The organism is Streptomyces sp. AB3(2024) (assembly GCF_041862025.1).
Classification (GTDB): Bacteria; Actinomycetota; Actinomycetes; order Streptomycetales; family Streptomycetaceae; genus Streptomyces.
Map to the genome: position 1 here is coordinate 98,762 of NZ_JBGWAB010000009.1, position 16,158 is coordinate 114,919.

15 protein-coding genes and 4 pseudogenes are annotated in these 16,158 nt (G+C 71.6%); 14 read left to right on the plus strand and 5 right to left on the minus strand.

The genetic code is table 11. The annotated features are described in order from the left end of the window. Positions 1-109 precede the first annotated feature (109 nt). Genes ACEPPI_RS06450 through ACEPPI_RS06475 form a run of 6 tightly spaced genes read left to right on the plus strand, consistent with a single transcriptional unit; the run spans position 110 to position 5,861 of the window. Entirely contained in the window at positions 110-709 is a 600-nt protein-coding gene (locus ACEPPI_RS06450; RefSeq protein ID WP_373914257.1) for a hypothetical protein, read from the plus strand. After that, positions 709-1,431 carry an ABC transporter ATP-binding protein gene (locus ACEPPI_RS06455; protein ID WP_373914258.1) on the plus strand — a complete coding sequence of 241 codons (723 nt, stop codon included), beginning with the start codon at positions 709-711 and terminating at the stop codon, positions 1,429-1,431. The genes ACEPPI_RS06450 and ACEPPI_RS06455 overlap by 1 nt, the downstream gene beginning before the upstream one ends. Further along, positions 1,428-2,129 (plus strand): ABC transporter ATP-binding protein, encoded by a 702-nt coding sequence (locus tag ACEPPI_RS06460; RefSeq protein ID WP_373914259.1) that lies wholly within the window; start codon positions 1,428-1,430, stop codon positions 2,127-2,129. Before ACEPPI_RS06455 ends, ACEPPI_RS06460 begins: the two co-directional genes overlap by 4 nt. Continuing rightward, positions 2,126-2,443, plus strand: coding sequence for a hypothetical protein (locus ACEPPI_RS06465; RefSeq protein ID WP_373914260.1), 318 nt, complete (start codon positions 2,126-2,128; stop codon positions 2,441-2,443). Before ACEPPI_RS06460 ends, ACEPPI_RS06465 begins: the two co-directional genes overlap by 4 nt. Further along, the gene (locus ACEPPI_RS06470; protein ID WP_373914261.1) at positions 2,440-5,100 is read left to right on the plus strand and encodes an ABC transporter permease; all 2,661 of its coding nucleotides are present in this window, start codon (positions 2,440-2,442) and stop codon (positions 5,098-5,100) included. The genes ACEPPI_RS06465 and ACEPPI_RS06470 overlap by 4 nt, the downstream gene beginning before the upstream one ends. A 20-nt stretch (positions 5,101-5,120) precedes the next feature. Further along, complete coding sequence (locus ACEPPI_RS06475) at positions 5,121-5,861, plus strand: response regulator transcription factor (protein WP_373914262.1); 741 nt, start codon at positions 5,121-5,123, stop codon at positions 5,859-5,861. 53 nt (positions 5,862-5,914) lie between these two features. On the opposite strand, the gene ACEPPI_RS06480 is transcribed toward ACEPPI_RS06475, so the two are convergent. Next, positions 5,915-6,328 carry a hypothetical protein gene (locus ACEPPI_RS06480; RefSeq protein WP_373914263.1) on the minus strand — a complete coding sequence of 138 codons (414 nt, stop codon included), beginning with the start codon at positions 6,326-6,328 and terminating at the stop codon, positions 5,915-5,917. Between the two features lie 87 nt (positions 6,329-6,415). On the opposite strand from ACEPPI_RS06480, the gene ACEPPI_RS06485 reads away from it, so the two are divergent. From ACEPPI_RS06485 to ACEPPI_RS06505, 5 genes and pseudogenes are all read left to right on the plus strand, one after another. Continuing rightward, entirely contained in the window at positions 6,416-6,814 is a 399-nt protein-coding gene (locus tag ACEPPI_RS06485; RefSeq protein WP_373914264.1) for an ATP-binding cassette domain-containing protein, read from the plus strand. Positions 6,815-7,053: 239 nt separating this feature from the next. Continuing rightward, a pseudogene (locus ACEPPI_RS06490) lies at positions 7,054-7,293 on the plus strand (ABC transporter permease); the annotation flags it as partial. 761 nt (positions 7,294-8,054) lie between these two features. Then, positions 8,055-8,351 carry a DUF4097 family beta strand repeat-containing protein gene (locus tag ACEPPI_RS06495; protein WP_373914288.1) on the plus strand — a complete coding sequence of 99 codons (297 nt, stop codon included), beginning with the start codon at positions 8,055-8,057 and terminating at the stop codon, positions 8,349-8,351. A 244-nt stretch (positions 8,352-8,595) separates the two neighbouring features. After that, complete coding sequence (gene dacB, locus ACEPPI_RS06500) at positions 8,596-10,062, plus strand: D-alanyl-D-alanine carboxypeptidase/D-alanyl-D-alanine-endopeptidase (RefSeq protein WP_373914265.1); 1,467 nt, start codon at positions 8,596-8,598, stop codon at positions 10,060-10,062. Between the two features lie 90 nt (positions 10,063-10,152). Continuing rightward, entirely contained in the window at positions 10,153-10,896 is a 744-nt protein-coding gene (locus tag ACEPPI_RS06505) for a GNAT family N-acetyltransferase (RefSeq protein ID WP_373914266.1), read from the plus strand. A gap of 411 nt (positions 10,897-11,307) precedes the next feature. On the opposite strand, the gene ACEPPI_RS06510 is transcribed toward ACEPPI_RS06505, so the two are convergent. Beyond that, positions 11,308-11,601 (minus strand): DUF6188 family protein, encoded by a 294-nt coding sequence (locus ACEPPI_RS06510; RefSeq protein ID WP_373914267.1) that lies wholly within the window; start codon positions 11,599-11,601, stop codon positions 11,308-11,310. Positions 11,602-11,755: 154 nt separating this feature from the next. On the opposite strand from ACEPPI_RS06510, the pseudogene ACEPPI_RS06515 reads away from it, so the two are divergent. Then, a pseudogene (locus ACEPPI_RS06515) lies at positions 11,756-12,158 on the plus strand (transposase family protein); the annotation flags it as partial. Between the two features lie 14 nt (positions 12,159-12,172). On the opposite strand, the gene ACEPPI_RS06520 reads toward ACEPPI_RS06515, so the two are convergent. Beyond that, on the minus strand, positions 12,173-12,949 hold the full coding sequence (locus ACEPPI_RS06520; protein WP_373914268.1) for an alpha/beta fold hydrolase: 777 nt from the start codon (positions 12,947-12,949) through the stop codon (positions 12,173-12,175). 125 nt (positions 12,950-13,074) lie between these two features. On the opposite strand from ACEPPI_RS06520, the gene ACEPPI_RS06525 reads away from it, so the two are divergent. Together ACEPPI_RS06525 and ACEPPI_RS06530 are read left to right on the plus strand one after the other, a co-directional pair. Further along, entirely contained in the window at positions 13,075-13,614 is a 540-nt protein-coding gene (locus ACEPPI_RS06525; RefSeq protein WP_373914269.1) for a PadR family transcriptional regulator, read from the plus strand. 621 nt (positions 13,615-14,235) lie between these two features. Continuing rightward, positions 14,236-14,571: pseudogene (locus ACEPPI_RS06530) on the plus strand (terpene synthase family protein); the annotation flags it as partial. Positions 14,572-14,619: 48 nt separating this feature from the next. On the opposite strand, the pseudogene ACEPPI_RS06535 reads toward ACEPPI_RS06530, so the two are convergent. After that, positions 14,620-14,991 (minus strand): annotated as a pseudogene (locus tag ACEPPI_RS06535) (transposase family protein); the annotation flags it as partial. Positions 14,992-15,106: 115 nt separating this feature from the next. Beyond that, complete coding sequence (locus tag ACEPPI_RS06540) at positions 15,107-15,937, minus strand: NAD-dependent epimerase/dehydratase family protein (protein ID WP_373914270.1); 831 nt, start codon at positions 15,935-15,937, stop codon at positions 15,107-15,109. Between the last annotated feature and the right edge of the window lie 221 nt (positions 15,938-16,158).

Here is a 16,158-nt window from a genome sequence, read left to right on the forward strand (position 1 = left end):
CCCATCATGGCGCCCGGTAACCGGTTTTGCCGTCGTCTCACCGTCGCCGCCCCGGGGCTTCACCTTCCGCCGCCTAGCGTGGAAGACACCTCGTCCTGCGGAGGTCCTCATGAACGTACGCGGCACACTCGCCCCCTGCGCGGGAGTCGTCCTCCTCACCGCGGTGCTCGCCGGATGCGACGCGTCCGGCTCCGCCACGGCCGCCGGCCCGAAGCCACCACCGCCCGCCCCCACCGAGTCCAACCCACCCGGTGACATCCCCGACAACCAGGCCTACGTGCCCTTCGCGCCTCCCGGCACGGGGTTCACGGTCAGCGTGCCCGAGGGCTGGGCGCGCACCACCACCGGCCCCGTCACCACCTTCACCGACAAGCTGAACCGCATCGAAGTGTCCGAGCACCCCGCCGCGAAGCCGCCCACCCCCGCCTCGGTGACCGCGGGGGACGTGCCGTCGCTGGCCGGGACCGTCCCCGCCTTCGCACCCGGCAAGGCCACCGACGTCAGCCGCAAGGCCGGCGCCGCCGTCCTGTACACCTACCGGGGCAACTCGGCCGCCGACCCGGTCACGGGCAAGGCCGTACGCGACGCCTTCGAGCGGTACGTCTTCCACCACCGGGGCCGTGACGTCGTCGTCACCCTCTCGGGACCGGTCAACGCCGACAACGTCGACCCCTGGCGGACCGTCACCGATTCGCTGAGGTGGCGGTGATGGACGTGGCGACGGACCGCGCGGGCACCGTGCCGGCCCTCGACGCGCGCGAGCTGTACCGCTTCTACCGTTCCGGGGAGGAGGAGACCCTCGCCCTGCGCGGAGTCTCCCTCACGGTGGCCCCGGGAGAGCTCGTGGCCGTGGTCGGCCCCTCCGGCTCGGGGAAGTCCACGCTGCTGGCCTGCCTCGCGGGCCTCGACGAGCCAGCCGGCGGGTCCGTACGGATAGCGGGGGAGCGGATCAGCCACCGCCCGGAGGCGGAGCGGGCCGGGGTCCGGGCCCGCCGGATCGGCATCCTCCTCCAGACGGAGAACCTGATCGCCCACCTCGACGTGGCACGCAACATCCGCCTCGCCCGCACGGCCGCCGGCCGCCACGCTCCCCCGGCCGCCGGCCGCCACGCCACCCCGGCCCAGGACATCGACGTACTCCTCGACCAGGTCGGCCTCCTCGGCCGGGCCCACGCCCTGCCCCGGGAACTGGCGGGCGGGGAACTGGCCCGCGCCGCACTGGCCGTGGCCCTGGCCAACGACCCCGACCTGCTGCTCGCCGACGAGCCCACGGGAGAACTCGACGGGAGTACCGAACACCGCGTCCTGGAACTGCTGAGGGCCCGGGGCAGCGACGGACGGCGGGGCGTGCTCCTCGTCACCCACAGCACCGCCGTCGTGGCGGGCGCCGACCGGGTCCTGACCCTCCGCGACGGCAGGCTCCGGCCATGACCGGCCGGGCGCTCGTCACCTGCCGGGACGCCGGGCGGACGTACGGGCGCGGGCCCGCGGCGGTGGTCGCCGTACACGGCACGAACTGCCAGGTGCACGCCCACGACCGGATCGCCGTCATGGGGCCCTCGGGCTCGGGAAAGTCCACCGTGCTCCACCTGATGGCCGGACTGGAACAGCCGACCGCGGGCGAAGTGGTGTGGCCCTGGCAGGCGGACGCCGCCGGCCCGCGGGCCTGGGTACGGGCGAGGGCGATGGCCATCGGGGTCGTCTTCCAGAGCCCCAGCCTCATCGCCACCCTGGACGTCGCCGAGAACACCGGCCTGCCGCTCGTGCTGGCCGGTGAGAGCGCCGACCGCGCCCGCGTACGAGCACTCGCCGCCCTGGAACGCGTCGGCGTCGCCGACCTCGCCGACAGGCTGCCCGACGACATCTCGGGCGGCCAGGCACAGCGCGTCGCGGTCGCCCGGGTCCTGGCCTCCCGGCCCCGCCTCGTCCTGGCCGACGAACCGACCGGCCGTCTCGACCGCGCCACGGGCCGCCACGTCGTGGACGTCCTGCTGTCTGCGGCCGACGAGATCGGCGCGGCCCTGGTGGTGAGCACCCACGACCCGGCCGTCGGAGAACGCCTGCGGACCCGCTGGACCATGCGCGACGGCCGACTCCTCCTCCACCCGGACGGAGGCACACCCCCGTGAACACCGGCCGACCGGCAGCCAGGGGCCGGCACTGCCCCGGCCCCCTCGCCCTGACCGCCCTCTTCCTCGTCCTCGCCGCAGTCGCAGTGCTCTTCGCGGCGCTGCCCCACCCCGCTCCGGCCGACGAACCGGCGGGACGCGGCGACCACACCATCGTCGGGCGCCTCGCCGACGTCCTCGGGGACACCGTCGCCGAGAAGGGGGCCGCGGGCCCGGCACCCCGGCACACCCGGGGAGCCGGCGGACCTCCACGAGCTGCCCTGACGGTGAGCGACGGACACCCGACCACCACCGCCGCAGGAGGCGCACCGTGATCACCGCCTGGCTGGCCGGCCTGCTCCGCCACCGCGGCGGCAGGCTCCTCGTCGCCGCCCTCACCGTAGCCCTGGCCGTCGCCCTCATCGCCGCGCTCGGTACGTTCCTGACCGCCTCCCGCTCGACGATGACCGCGCGCGCCGCCCGGTCCGTCGCCGTCGACTGGCAGGTGCAGCTCCAGCCCACCGCGCAGCCCGCCACCGTGCTCGACACGATCCGCCACACCCCCGGGATCCGCACCGCACTGCCCGTCACCTACGCCCGCAGCACCGGCTTCCAGACGAAGGCCGCCGGTTCCGTACAGACCACCGGCGAGGGCGTGGTGCTCGGCATCCCCGACGGCTACCGCACCGCCTTCCCGGGCGGGATCCGGCCGCTGACCGGAGCCCGGGACGGAGTCCTCCTCGCCCAGCAGACCGCCGCCAACCTGCACGCCGCCCCCGGCGACACCGTGCACATCACCCTGCCGGGCACCGCCGCCGCCACCGTCACGGTCGCCGGAGTCGTCGACCTGCCCCAGGCCGACTCCCTGTTCCAGAAGGTCGGCGCCCCACCCCAGTCGCAACCCGCCGCCCCGCCCGACAACGTCGTGCTCCTGCCCGCCGCCCTGTTCGACTCCCTCACCGCGCGCACCAGGGCCCTGGATCCCGCCGCCGTCACCACCCAGGTGCACACGGCCCGGGACGCGCGCCTGCCCTCCGACCCCGCCGCCGCGTTCAGCGCCGTCACCGGAGCCGCCCACCACCTCGAAGCCCGCCTCTCCGGAGCCGTCCAGGTCGGCGACAACCTCGGCGCGGCCCTGGACGCCGCACGCCAGGACGCCCTGTACGCCCAGCTGCTCTTCCTGTTCCTCGGAGCCCCCGGCGTGCTCCTCGCAGCCCTGCTCACCTCCGCCCTGGCCGGCGCCGGAGCCGACCGCCGCCGCCGGGAGCAGGCCCTGCTGCGCACCCGCGGCCTCGACCGGCGCCGGGTCACCGCGCTCGCCGCGGTCGAGGCCGGCGCCATCGGCCTGGGCGGAGGCCTGCTCGGCATCGCCCTCGCCGCCGTGGCCGGCCGGATCGCCTTCGGCCGCGCGTCGTTCGGGGCCGCCGGCCTCGTACCGCTGCGCTGGTCCCTCATCGCCCTCGCCGTCGGTGCGGCCGTCGCGGCCGTGACCGTCCTGCTGCCCGCCGTACGGGACCAGCGCACCACCACGGTCACCACCGCGCGCCGCGCTCTCCCCTCGACCGGTGCCCCGCTGTGGCAGCGCACCGGACTCGACTTCATCCTGCTCGCGGTCGCGCTCCTCCTCTTCCGGGCCGCCGCCGGCAACCAGTACGCCCTGGTCCTCGCCCCCGAAGGAGTGGCGAGCATCTCGGTGTCCTACTGGGCCTTCCTCGGCCCCGCGCTGCTCTGGCTGGGCTCCGCGCTGCTCCTGTGGCGGCTGACGACGTACGCCTTCGCCCACGGCCGGCGCCCGCTCACGCTCCTGGTCCGGCCGCTGACCGGCACCCTCGCCGCCGCGACGGCCTCCGGCATGGCCCGCCGGCGGCGCGTCCTGGCACGCTCCGTCGTCCTGCTCGCCCTCGCCGTGTCCTTCGCGCTCTCCACCGCCGCCTTCAACGACACCTACCGCCACCAGGCGGAGGTGGACGCCCAGCTCACCAACGGCGCCGACGTCACCGTCACCCGGCCACCCGGCACGGCGACCGGCCCCGACGCCGGGCACGCCCTGGCCTCCGTCCCCGGAGTCCGCCACGTCGAACCGCTCCAACACCGCTTCGCCTACGTCGGATCCGACCTCCAGGACCTCTACGGCGTCAACCCCGCCACCATCACCTCCGCAACCGCCCTCCAGGACACCTACTTCGCGGGCGGCAGCGCCCGAAGCCTCCTGGACGGGCTCGCGGCACGCCCCGACTCGGTCCTCGTCAGCGAGGAAACGGTGAAGGACTTCCAGCTGACCCCGGGCGATCAGCTCAATCTGCGCCTCCAGGACAGCCGCACCAGGCAACTGCGCACGGTGCGGTTCCACTACGCGGGCGTCGTCAAGGAGTTCCCGACCGCCCCCAAGGACAGCTTCTTCGTCGCCAACGCCGCGTACGTCGCCCGCGAGACCGGGAGTGACGCCGTCGGCGCGTTCCTGGTCGACACCGGCGGCGTACACCAGCAGACCGTCGCCGCCCGGCTGCGCGAGCGACTGGGCACCACGGCCACGGTCACCGACCTCACCCAGACCCGGTCCGCCGTCGGCTCCAGCCTCACCTCGGTGGACCTGGCCGGACTGACCCGGATCGAACTCGGCTTCGCCGTGGCGCTGGCGGCCGGCTCCGGAGGAGCGGTACTCGCCCTCGGCCTGGCCGAGCGCCGCCGCACCCTCGCCGTGGCGAGCGTTCTCGGCGCCACCCGGGACCAGCTGCGCGGCATGGTCCTCGCCGAGGCGGCCACCGTCGCACTCGCCGGCCTCGCCGGGGGAGCCCTCATCGGCTGGGCCCTCGCGCAGATGCTCGTCAAGGTCCTCACCGGCGTCTTCGACCCGCCGCCGTCCACCCTGTCCCTCCCCTGGCCCTACCTGGCCCTCACCCTCCTCGTGACGCTCGCGGCCCTCACCGCCGCCGCCCTGCACGGCGCCCGCGGTTCCGGCCGCCCCGCCGTCGAAGAACTCCGCGAACCGTGACCAGCGCATAACCTCACACCATGAGCACCGGTACCGCGGGGCGCCCGCCCACCGCCCTGGTCATCGAGGACGACGACACGATCGGCCGCCACCTGGAGCGCGGGCTGCGCGGCAACGGCTACACCACCACCTGGTGCCGCACCGGCTCCTCGGCCCTGACGGCCGCCCACCACAACCCGCCCGACCTCGTCCTCCTGGACCTCGGCCTGCCGGACCTCGACGGGATCGACCTCGCCCGCCGCCTTCGTGAGGACCTCCCGGACCTCCTCATCGTCATCCTCACCGCCCGCACCGACGAGATCGACGTGATCGCCGGACTGGACGCCGGAGCCGACGACTACCTGGTGAAGCCGTTCAGCATGACCGTTCTCCTCGCCCGCCTACGGGCCCACCTACGCCGCAGACCTCCCGCGGAGGCGGAACAGGGCACCGAGCCCATCCGGCTGGGCGACCTCACGGTCGACACGGCGGCCAGGCGCGCGCTGGTCGCCGACCTGGAAGTCCCCCTGCGGGCGAAGGAGTTCGAACTCCTCGCCGAACTCGCCCGCCATCAGGGGAGCGCCGTCTCCCGGGAGACGCTGATGGCGCGGGTGTGGGACGAGAACTGGTTCGGCCCGACCAAAACCCTCGACGTCACCATGGCCTCCCTCCGCCGCCGCCTCCACACGGCCGAAGCCACGGCACCGCACACCCTCCGCCTCCCGCAGATCACGACACTCCGCGGCCACGGCTACCGACTCGACCCGGCGCCTTCCCGATGACCCGTTCCTCGTCCCCGGAGCCGGTCCGTTGCCGGATGGTGGCATTCGGGGAGTCAGGGGCTGGTGCTGGTGCGGGCTTGTCCCAGGAGGCGTTCCCAGGTGCGGGGGGATCCGCCGTGTTCCTGAGCGAGGACGGCGGCGCTGCGGCTGAGGGGTGTGTCGCCCGCGGTGTTCAGGGCTTCGGCGGCGGTGTGCAGTCGCGGATCGCCTTCGTAGGCGTGGGCTTTGCGGGGACCTTGGCCCTGGCCGGGCCTGCGGCCGCCGCCCTTTCCCTGTCCGGGTGGGTTGTCGCGCCGGTTCTCGATCTCGTGGCGGGGCCAGACGCGGGTGCCGTAGACGCTCTCGCCGCGTGAGAGGTACTGCACGGCCGGGCTGGAGCGGGCGACCGCGGGGTCCGTCGAGATCCTCGGGACGGACGTCCGCTCACTCAGCCCCCGCAAGCAGGCCGCGTTCCGCAGCGAGAACATCGGCTTCGTCTTCCAGGAGTACAACCTCGTCAGCTCGCTGACGGTCGAGGCAACATCACCCTGCCGGCGCGGCTCGCCGGCCGCCGGGTGCCCAGGGCGCGGGTCGAGGACGCCATGGCGCGGCTCGGCATCGCCAAGCACGCGCGGCGACGCCCCGACCGCCTCTCCGGTGGCGAGCGCCAGCGCGTCGCGGTGGCCCGGGTGGTGGCGAACCAGCCGCGGATCGTCTTCGCCGACGAGCCGACGGGTGCGCTCGACCTCAAGTCGGGTCATGTGGTGCTCGACTGGCTGCAGGCGCTTCCCGCGCAGGGGAGCACGGTGCTCATGGTCACCCACGACCCTCATGCGGCCGCGCGGGCCGATCAGGTCGTGGTGATGGGGTCCGGGCGGGTACACGCCGTCATCCCCGGTGGCGACTCCCGCGCGGTGGGCGACGCCGTCCTCGCGGCGCAGTCGGCGGACGAAGCGGGCGGGGAGGAGTCGTGATCCGGCTCGTGCTGTCGGACATCCGCCTGCAGGCGTCGATGTGGTGGTGGACGCTCCTGTGCTCCACGGTCGGCGCGGCGTGCTCGGCGGGCTCGGCCATAGCGATGTTCACCGCCGTCTCGGCGGCGCGGGCGGCGGGTGACGCACGGATGGTCTCCGCGTCGATCGCCCTCGGCGGCAACATCGTCTTCTTCACCGTGCTCGCCGCCGTGGGCGTCGTCGCCTCCGCGGTCGGTCTGATGCTGACGGCCCAGCGGCGCGAGCACGCCCTGTGGGTGATCCTCGGGGTTCCGCGCCACCGGGTCAGGTTCATCCTGCGGACGGAGATGGTGGTGCTGGGCGCGGTGGCCGGCGCGCTGGCCGCACCGCTCGCCCTGCTGGTCGCGGGTGTCGCCCTCGCGCAGTGGAAGGGGACGGGTCTCGAACTGCACGGGGCCTCGGTCGGGTTCCGGTTCTGGTACGTCGGCGTGAGCGTGCTGTTCGGACTGGTTCCGTGCCTGCTCGGGGGCTGGGGCGTCACCCGGCGGGCCGCCAGGACGCCGGAGTTGCGCGCCTTCCGGGACTTCTCCGATCCCCCGGCGCGGCCGGGCGTAGCCCGCGGTGGCCTCGCCCTGTGCCTGCTCGCCGGCGTGGTCGGGATGTGGGTCCCCGGCCTGGGCCTCGAACTCAAGGGCGGGCTCGCCCAGCGGACGGCCTTCGCGTTCGCCGGGAACCTCTTCCTCGTCTGCCTGCTGCTGCTGATGGGGCCGTGGGTGCTCACCCCGCTGATGAAGCTCTGGACGGCGCTGGTGCCCTCGCGCGGTGTCGCCTGGCACCTTGCCGTGCAGTCGTGCCGGGCCCGCGCGACGAGGAGCGTCACCACGGTGCTGCCCTCCGCACTCTCCCTGTCGTTCGTCGGCCTCTTCATGGTGATGGGGAAGGTCATGCCCGGAGGCAGCGCCGGGCTGGACAACATCCTGGTCGTGCTGGGCTGGGTCTTCGTCGTGTCCTGGGTCGGGGGCCTCGCCGTGATCGCCCTCGTCGGGCGGGAGCGCGCCCGTGACTCCGCCGTCGTGACGGTGGCCGGTGCGCGGCCGGGCGTGGTCACCCGGTCGATGGTCTACGAGGGGGCGATCTACGCGGGGACGGCGATCGTCTTCGGCGCGCTGTTCGTCGCCGTGTCGAGTCTCACCGCGGACTTCTCGGCCGGACCGCCGGCGGCGACGTCCGGCTGTCGGACCTCCACGGAGCCAAGCTGGCCCTGGAAGGCGGCGACGGAAGCATCGAGGGCGACGGGATCTGCGCCCGGTCCGTCAGCGTCACGTCGCGGAACGGCAACGTCGACCTGGGCCTGGCCGCCGTGCCCGACCTGGTCGACGTGCAGAGCAGGGACGGCAACGTCGAGCTGGGCCTGCCGGAATCGAAGTACGCGGTCCGCACGGCCGCGAAGAAGGGCGACGTCACCGTGAACGTCGCGAAGGACGACGCGAGCGGCCATTCCGTGGCCGTCCGGACCCGCAACGGCAGCATCGCCATCGGCAAGGGCGGGAAGTCCTAGCCACCGCGCAGCAACCAGGCCGGAAGCGTTCGATCGAGCGCGAAAGTCGAACAGGAAAGAACGAATGTCAAGCAACTCCCTCTCCGGAATCAAGACACCTCGGGTACGGCGGCGTACAGCCCTGGCGCTCGCCGCTTCGATGACGGCTGCCGTGGCGATGACGGCGTGCTCCCACAACTCCACGGACAACTCGGCCCCTCCGGCAGCGGGTGCTACACGGGTAAGCGCCGACCTGCAGAAGCTCATGAGTACCGCGCTGTGGTCGTCGGGCCAGTGGGGCCTGCAGGTCGCCGATCTGCAGACGGGGAAGGTCGTCCAATCCAAGGGCGCCGATTCTCAGTTCATGACCGGTTCGACGGCCAAGACCTTCGCGGTCAGTGCTGCGCTCGATGTCCTGGGTGACGACCATCGCTTCCGTACGCCCGTGGTGCATTCGGGTACGGTCTCCGCGGACGGGCGGCTCTCCGGCGATCTCATCCTGGTCGGGAGCGGCGATCTGGCACTCGGTGGGCGGACCACCGCGTCAGGCGGACTGGACGTCCCCGACTTCGACCACTATGACGCCAACGCCGTACCCGGCATGGCGACCATCACCGAAGAGGATCCGCTGGCGGGTGTCAACGAGCTGGCTCGACAGGTCGCGGCCAGTGGAGTCCGCCATGTCGACGGCGACGTGGTGATCGACGACCGACTCTGGGATCCGGTGTCGATCGGCGGGGTGCCGGTCACTCCGACCATCGTCAACGACAACCTGATCGACGTGCTCATCACGCCGGGGGCACCCGGCGAGCCAGCCAAGGTCGACTGGCGCCCGAAGACGGCCGCCTTCGGCGTCGACGCGCAGGTGACGACCACACCCGCCGGAAGCAAGCCGACGGTGACGACCGAAAGCGTGAGTCCTGGTCGTATTCGGGTCCGAGGTTCCGTGCCCGCGGACGTGAAGGCTCCCTTCGTGACGACCTACCGGGTTCCCGACCCGGCGGCGTTCGCCCGCACCGTCCTCATCGAGGCACTCGCCAGAAACGGCGTCAGCGTATCCGCCCCCTCGCTGGGAGCGAACCCCGACGGCAAGCTTCCTCCGTCGGCGGAAGTGAGCTCGCTGCCCGTATCGGCGACCTACACTTCTCCGCCCTTCAAGGAGTACGCAAAGCTGATCAACAAGGTCAGCCACAATCTCGGGGCGAACCTTCTGCCGCCGCTGATGGCAGCACACAACGGGCAACGAACCCATGCGGACGGCATGAAGATCGAGAAGGAGTTCCTCGCTCACTCAGGTGTGGATCCGAATGCAGTGAGCCTCGTCGATGCCCAGGGCCTCCCCGGCGACAAGGCGACGCCGACTGCCCAGGTGGCGCTGCTGCGGCACCTGGCACGACAGGACGACTTCGACGTCTTCTACGACTCCATGCCGAGCATGGGCGTCGACGGTTCGCTTGCCGACGTCATCGAGCGCACCGATCCCGCCGCAGGACACATCCGTGCGAAGACCGGCACCCTGGTCAGTTCCTACCAGGGCAAGCTGGCTCTCGGCACGAAGGCGCTCGCAGGCTATATCGATGCGAAGGACGGCCGCCGCTACGCCTTCGCGATCTACGTGAACAACATTCCGGTGCCCAGTGACTCCGTGAGCGATGCCATCGACCTCGCGCTCAAGGCCAACAAGCAACTGGGAGCGATGGCCGCCACCATCTACAAGTCGCCCAAGGCGTGATGGGCAGCCCGAGCAGGTGATGTTTTGCGGTATGGGCTGTCCGGTAGGAATCCTGCCGCGCCTCGGCTGCGGAGACGGCAGGATGCGGCCATGGCTGACGATCTCTTGCTTGTGCGCGCCCGGGAGCTCTGGGCGGAGCTGGCGGGCTCACCGGTCGAGTTCCGTCCTTCAGGAGGGGCACAGGTCGTGGTCGCGCCCGGGTCACGGTTGTGTCCGCCATCGTGGACCGGGATCGTGCGGATCGGTGACGCCGTCCTCGTCACTGCGCCGAGCGTGCAGGCTGCCGGGCTGGTGGACGACGCCGCGCGGAGGATGACCCACGAAGAGGTCGTTGACGTCGCTCGTCTGCGTGCGGTGCTGCCCGTTCTCGATGTTCTCGGGCCGGCTTCGCTCTTCTATCTCGGCCACGACGGCTTTCTTCCCGCGCATGAAGGCATCGGGGTCGAGCAGTCGCCGAGCGGTGATGGCGGCCTGGTCGCGCTGCTGGCCCTGGCGGGGGAGGAGGAAACAGACGAGAGCGGTCTGGAGGACATCTCTTCTCCAGCGTTCTGTCTTCGTCGGGGCGATGAGGTGGTAGCTGCAGCCGGGTACCGGTCCTGGCCGCAGTCGGTAGCCCACCTGAGTGTGCTGGTTGCCCCCCACTGTCGGGGCCGGCGCCTGGCCCGGGTCGTGGCGTCCGCAGCAGTGGCCCATGCGCTCGATGCCGGGTTGCTGCCGCAGTGGAGAGCACGGTCCTGTCCATCACGGCGTGTGGCTGTAGCTCTGGGGTTCCGGGAACTGGGCACCCAGCTCAGTGTTCGGCTCGGCGACGTCCCCCTCGACGAGGGCCGGTAAGGACGGAGCCTCTTCTGGTTCCGAAAGCGCGGACGACATGGCAGGGCAGGTCCCGTGAACACCGGCCACCGTCCCCGGGCCCGTACCGCCGAGACTCTCGCCGCCCGGCACCGCAAGACACGGACCGCGCTCGGACGGGGGCCCATGAGGCCATCACCCGCCTCCGCCGCGAAAAAGCCCCGGTCGGCGTCGCCGCCGGCGCCCGCCGCGCGGACGTCTCCCGCACCCTCCTCCACGACGACCCTGAGGCCGGAGCCGCCGAAGCCTCGCCGAGCAGGAGGACGGGCGCGAGTCGACCTGGCGTGAACGCGCGCTGAACGCCGAGGCGACTCGAAGCCGCGCGCGCCGACCTCCGCTTCCTGGACCGGCGCGTCGCCGACCTCGAAGCCCAGATCACCGAACGAGGTCGGACTACGACCTGATGCCGGAGCTGGAGCCGCTCACCGCCACCCCGCCCCCGGGTCTCGCGGTGAGAAGCCCACCGCCCTGGACCGCCACCGTCCACGCTGACCGTTCGTCACTGGTCGGCACCAGCAGACGCCATCCGCCCGCGAACAGCACCCGAAGGACCCCCTGATCGGAGACCCTTACCTCGGCAACGGCCTGACGCAACAGCTCAGTCGCCTTGCCGAGGTTCGTCTGGGGCCACGCCGAGAGCCCGTATGCCCGCTCGTCGGCCACGAGCTCCGCCCACGAGCACAGCATGATCTCTCCACACGCACTATGCCCTCACTGAACCCTTTTCATCCCGCCTCTGACGGAGTGAAGGTGCTGGTCAGGGAGGTCAGTGGTGACAGGGCAGGGCCCCTGGTCGTTGGCGTGGTGACTTCACTCAACACACCGGCGTTCGAGGGGCCCTGCTGGTTTCGGGGTCTCCACGGCGACGGCCTGGCGGTACGTCGACGAGACCCTGGACGTCCTGGCGGCGCGGGCGCCCGGCCTGCACGAGGCTCTCGTCGGGCTGGGTGAGGGCGACTTCGTCATCGTTGACGGCACCCTCGTCGGCACCGACCGCGTCCGCGCGGACGAGCCGTACTACTCGATGAAGCACCGCCGCCACGGGATGAACGTGCAGGTCATCGCACGGCCGGACGGCACCCCTGTGGTTCTCCCGCGCTCTGCCCGGCCGCACCCACGACCTGACCGCGGCCCGAGCCCACGGCATCGTCCAAGCCTGCCTCACCCGCCAGATCTTCATCCTCGCGGACCGCGCCTACCCGGGCGCCGGCTCAACCGTCCGCACCCCGTACTACCACCACCGAATCCCGGTTCAGTGTCAGGCCTCTCGCAGGGCGCAGGCGGTGGCATGGGCGAAGGCCTCCGGGTTGTCGAGCATGATGTTGTGTCCGCAGTCCGGGATCGATACCACCTCGACTCCCGCCCGAGCGAGTTCCTGCGCGCCGGGAAGCGGCTGGTTGGCCTCCGGCCGCAGGTAGGTGCGCGGGATCGGCAGGGCCATCAGTATGTCGCGTATGGCGGGCTCGGTGCCGAGGGCTCGGTGCATCGCGCTGCGGTACAGCGCCTCACGCCCGGCCAGCCGCATGGTGGACCACCAGTGCGGCCCGACGTTCTGGCGAACCTGGTGCCACCCGCTGGCCAGGAACTCCTCCTCGGTATAGGCGGCGATGCCGCTCACCCCGGGCTGGCCGTGCACTACGGGCACCGGGTCGAGGGTGGCGTCGACCAGGACGAGTCGGCCGACCAGGTGCGGGTGGCGGGCGGCCAGCACGATGGCCACCGCGCCGCCCATGCTGTGCCCGATGACGTCCGCCGCCCGGACCTCGGCCGCCTCCACGGCCGCCGCCACGGCGTCGGCATGGCCCTCCAAGGTGTAGGCGAAGTCGGCGGGGCGGTCGCTGATGCCGAAGCCCAGGAGGTCGACCAGCAGCGAGCGGTGGCCGGCCAGGGCGGGGTGCGCGGCGGAGGCCGCGAAGTACGGCGCGGCGGAGGCGCCGAGCCCGTGCAGGTAGACACGGGTGGCACGCCGGGGGTCTCCGGGCATCTCCACCCAGCGGATTCGTGCCCCTTCGGGGGTCACCTGGGCGTCGCGCATGGCTCCTCCTCCATCACTCGATCGCTCGGTCGTATGTCCGGTAGCCGGTAGCCCGGCAATCCGAAAGCATCGCCAAGACTATACATCGGCTCCGATATATAGAGGCGGTGAGGCATGATGGGGTGGTGTTGGAACTGGCCATCCTGGGTTTCCTGTACGAACAGCCGCTGCACGGCTACGAGCTGAAGCGTCGCGTCGCGCATCTCACCGGCCACGTCCGGCCGATCGCTGACGGCACGCTCTATCCGGCCATCAAGCGACTGGAGAAGGCCGGGCTGCTGAGCCGGCAGACCGAGCCCGGCGCCCGGGCGGCACCCCGGCACGTCCTCACCCTGACCGGCATGGGCCAGGACGACCTGCGCCGACGCCTGCGTGAGGCCGACGGCGTCGAGATCAGCGACGAGAACCACTGGTTCACCGTCCTGGCCTTCCTGCGCCACCTGGAGGACCCCGGCCAGCAAGCCGCAGTTCTCCGCCGCCGCCTGACCTTCCTCCAGGAGCCGAGCAGCTTCTTCTACGAGGGCGAACGCCCGCTCGGTGCAGAGGACTTCGACGACCCCTTCCGCCAGGGCTTGCTGGCCATCGCACGCGCCACCAGCCGCACCGAGCTGCACTGGTTGGACACCACCCTGAAGGCACTCACCTCCGAGCCTGACGCAATCTGATACTCCACGGCCGACGGCGCCTGCGCCCAGTCGGACGTCGCCAGCGCGCACATCGGCGCGAACGGGGCCGAGGCCGCTGGCCGACGCCGTCCCGATGGCTGCCATCGCCGAAGGGGCCCGGTCGCTTTCCGGCCCGGCTGCCGTCCCTCGGATGGGCGAATGTCTGTTTGTGCCGTCGTGACTTCCCACTCGGTCAGGTCATCGAGGCCGTTCTCCATGCTCCGGAGGCCGCGAACGGAGGCACAGCCCTCCGCGCTGCCTTGAGGTCAACGCCAGTGGAAACCGGCCACTATCTGACTGACAGCCAGCTTCGTCACACCCCAGAACCGAGGGATCGTGAGCTCCACATCGGAAGCTGGTGGGGACTCCACCCGGCTGTGACCAGCGCGCTTTACGGAGGACATCGTGCCGCAGGACATCGAGCTCCGCCTCCCCTTCCCGAGCTCCCTCAGCCCAGATCTGGAGGGCGCGCGGCAGCGTAATCTGGCGTGGGTGCGGCGGATGGGTCTGGTTGGGGAGGGCCGCTCGCTTCAGTGGTACACGCCGTGGGACATGCCGCTCCTGGCCGCCTGCGGCTTCCCTTACGCGACCGGGCCGGCCCTGGACCTGTGTGCGGACGCGATGGCGTTCTTCTTCGTCTTCGACGACCAGTTCGACGACCCCCTCGGACAGGACCCCGCCCGCGCCGCGACCCTGTGCCAGCAACTGATCGACATCGTGCACGGCGCTGCCCCCGCATCAGGGGCGGATGCGTGCTCGGTGGCGTTCGCCGACCTTTGGGCGCGTAGCAGCGACGGCGCGCACCCAGGCTGGGTGGCCGGTACCGCCCACGAATGGGAGTACTACTTCGCTGCCCAGGCCCACGAGGCCATAGGACGGCTCCGCGGCACCCCCGGCGACATGGAGACCTACCTCCAAGTGCGCCGCGGCATCGCCGGTACCGCCCTCACCATCTCCCTCGCCGAGCGCGCTGCCGGCATCAACATCCCCGCCGCCGCATTCCAAGTACGGCTCGTCCGCGCGGACGCGGTCGGTGCCGACGAGGGTGCCGTCAACGATGACGAAGTCGCCCTCACCCAGCCCGACGAGAGCCTCGTGCAGGCCGGGCGCCCGCGCCGCCAGGACGTCCAGGGTCTCGTCGACGTACCGCCAGGCCGTCGCCGTGGAGACCCCGAAACCTGCCGCGAGCTGCGGGAACGTCTCGTTCTTCCGTAGATGCGCCAGGGCCAGGAGGGCCTGCTTGAAGCAACCCAGGCGCCGCCATGGAGATTTCAGCTCCTGCCGACGGGCATGGATCAGCCAGGAGACATGCTCGACCAGCTCATGCGGGACATCGAGCGTGGATCGTCGCGTACCGGAATCCACTCCAGGGCGGATCGGATGCCATCTTCCACGGACAGCTTCGGCGTCCACCCCAGCAACTCGGCTGCCCGGTCGCTCTTGGTGTAGCCGCCTGCTACGTCACCGGGCCGCGGGTCGGCGTCCACGGTCGTCAGGGGCGTGGTGACGACCCTGTTGAAGGCATCGCACAGTTTCCGCACCGTGGTGCCCGAGCCGGTGCCGAGGTTGATCGCGATCGAACGTTCGGACTCGGTGAGGATGGAATCGAAGTGCTTGATCGCCGCGACATGCGCTGCGGCGAGGTCCCACACGTGCACGAGTCACGGATGCCCGTGCCGTCACGGGTGGGATAGTTCGTGCCGGTGATCGGGAACGGCCGCCCTTCCTGGTGCGCCCGGATGAGCACCCCCAGAGCGTGGCTGGGCCGCCTCAGCTGAAGCCCGGTACGCAGCCGGGGGTCGGCCCCGACCGGGTTGAAGTACCGCAGGGACAGCACCCGGGGCCCGGCCACGGCGATGTCGGCGAACATGCCCTCGCACACCGCCTTGGTCCGCGCGTAGGGGCTCTGCGGAGCCAGAGGCGAATCCTCGTTGACCGGCGAGCCGTCCTCGGCCCGGTAGATGGAGGCAGAGCTGCTGAAGATGATCCGGTCGCAGCCGTTGCGGTGCAGGTGGCCGACGAAGGACAAGGACTTGCTGACGTTCGCTTCGTAGTACCCGATCGGGTCCGCCACGGACTCCGGCACCACGATCAGCGCCGCGCAGTGCACCACGGCGCAGATGTCCGGGTGTTCCGCGAAGATCCGGTCGATCAGCGGGCCGTCCGCGATGTCGCCCTCGTAGAAGGTGCGACCCTCGGTGAACTCCCTCCGCCCTCGGACGAGGTTGTCGAGGATCACGGGGGTGATACCCGCGTCGAGGCATGCGGAGGCGACGGTGCTGCCGATGTAGCCGGCCCCTCCGGCGATCAGGACGGTTGTCACGGTTATCTCTCCCGGTCGATTTGAGGCTCGGTGGGCAACCGGCACCCGGGCTAGTGGGTCCGTCAGGGGCTCGCCGGCAAAGCCGGCAGGCCCATCGGCCCGGCCGGCCGGCCACCTTGTGGATCGGTGACCACGCCGCTCGACAGGGCACCCCAGCGCTGTGGATCCGCTGCGCCGTCCCCGACCGAGAAGTCGCTCCTCACGAGCGCTCGCGCGGCTCA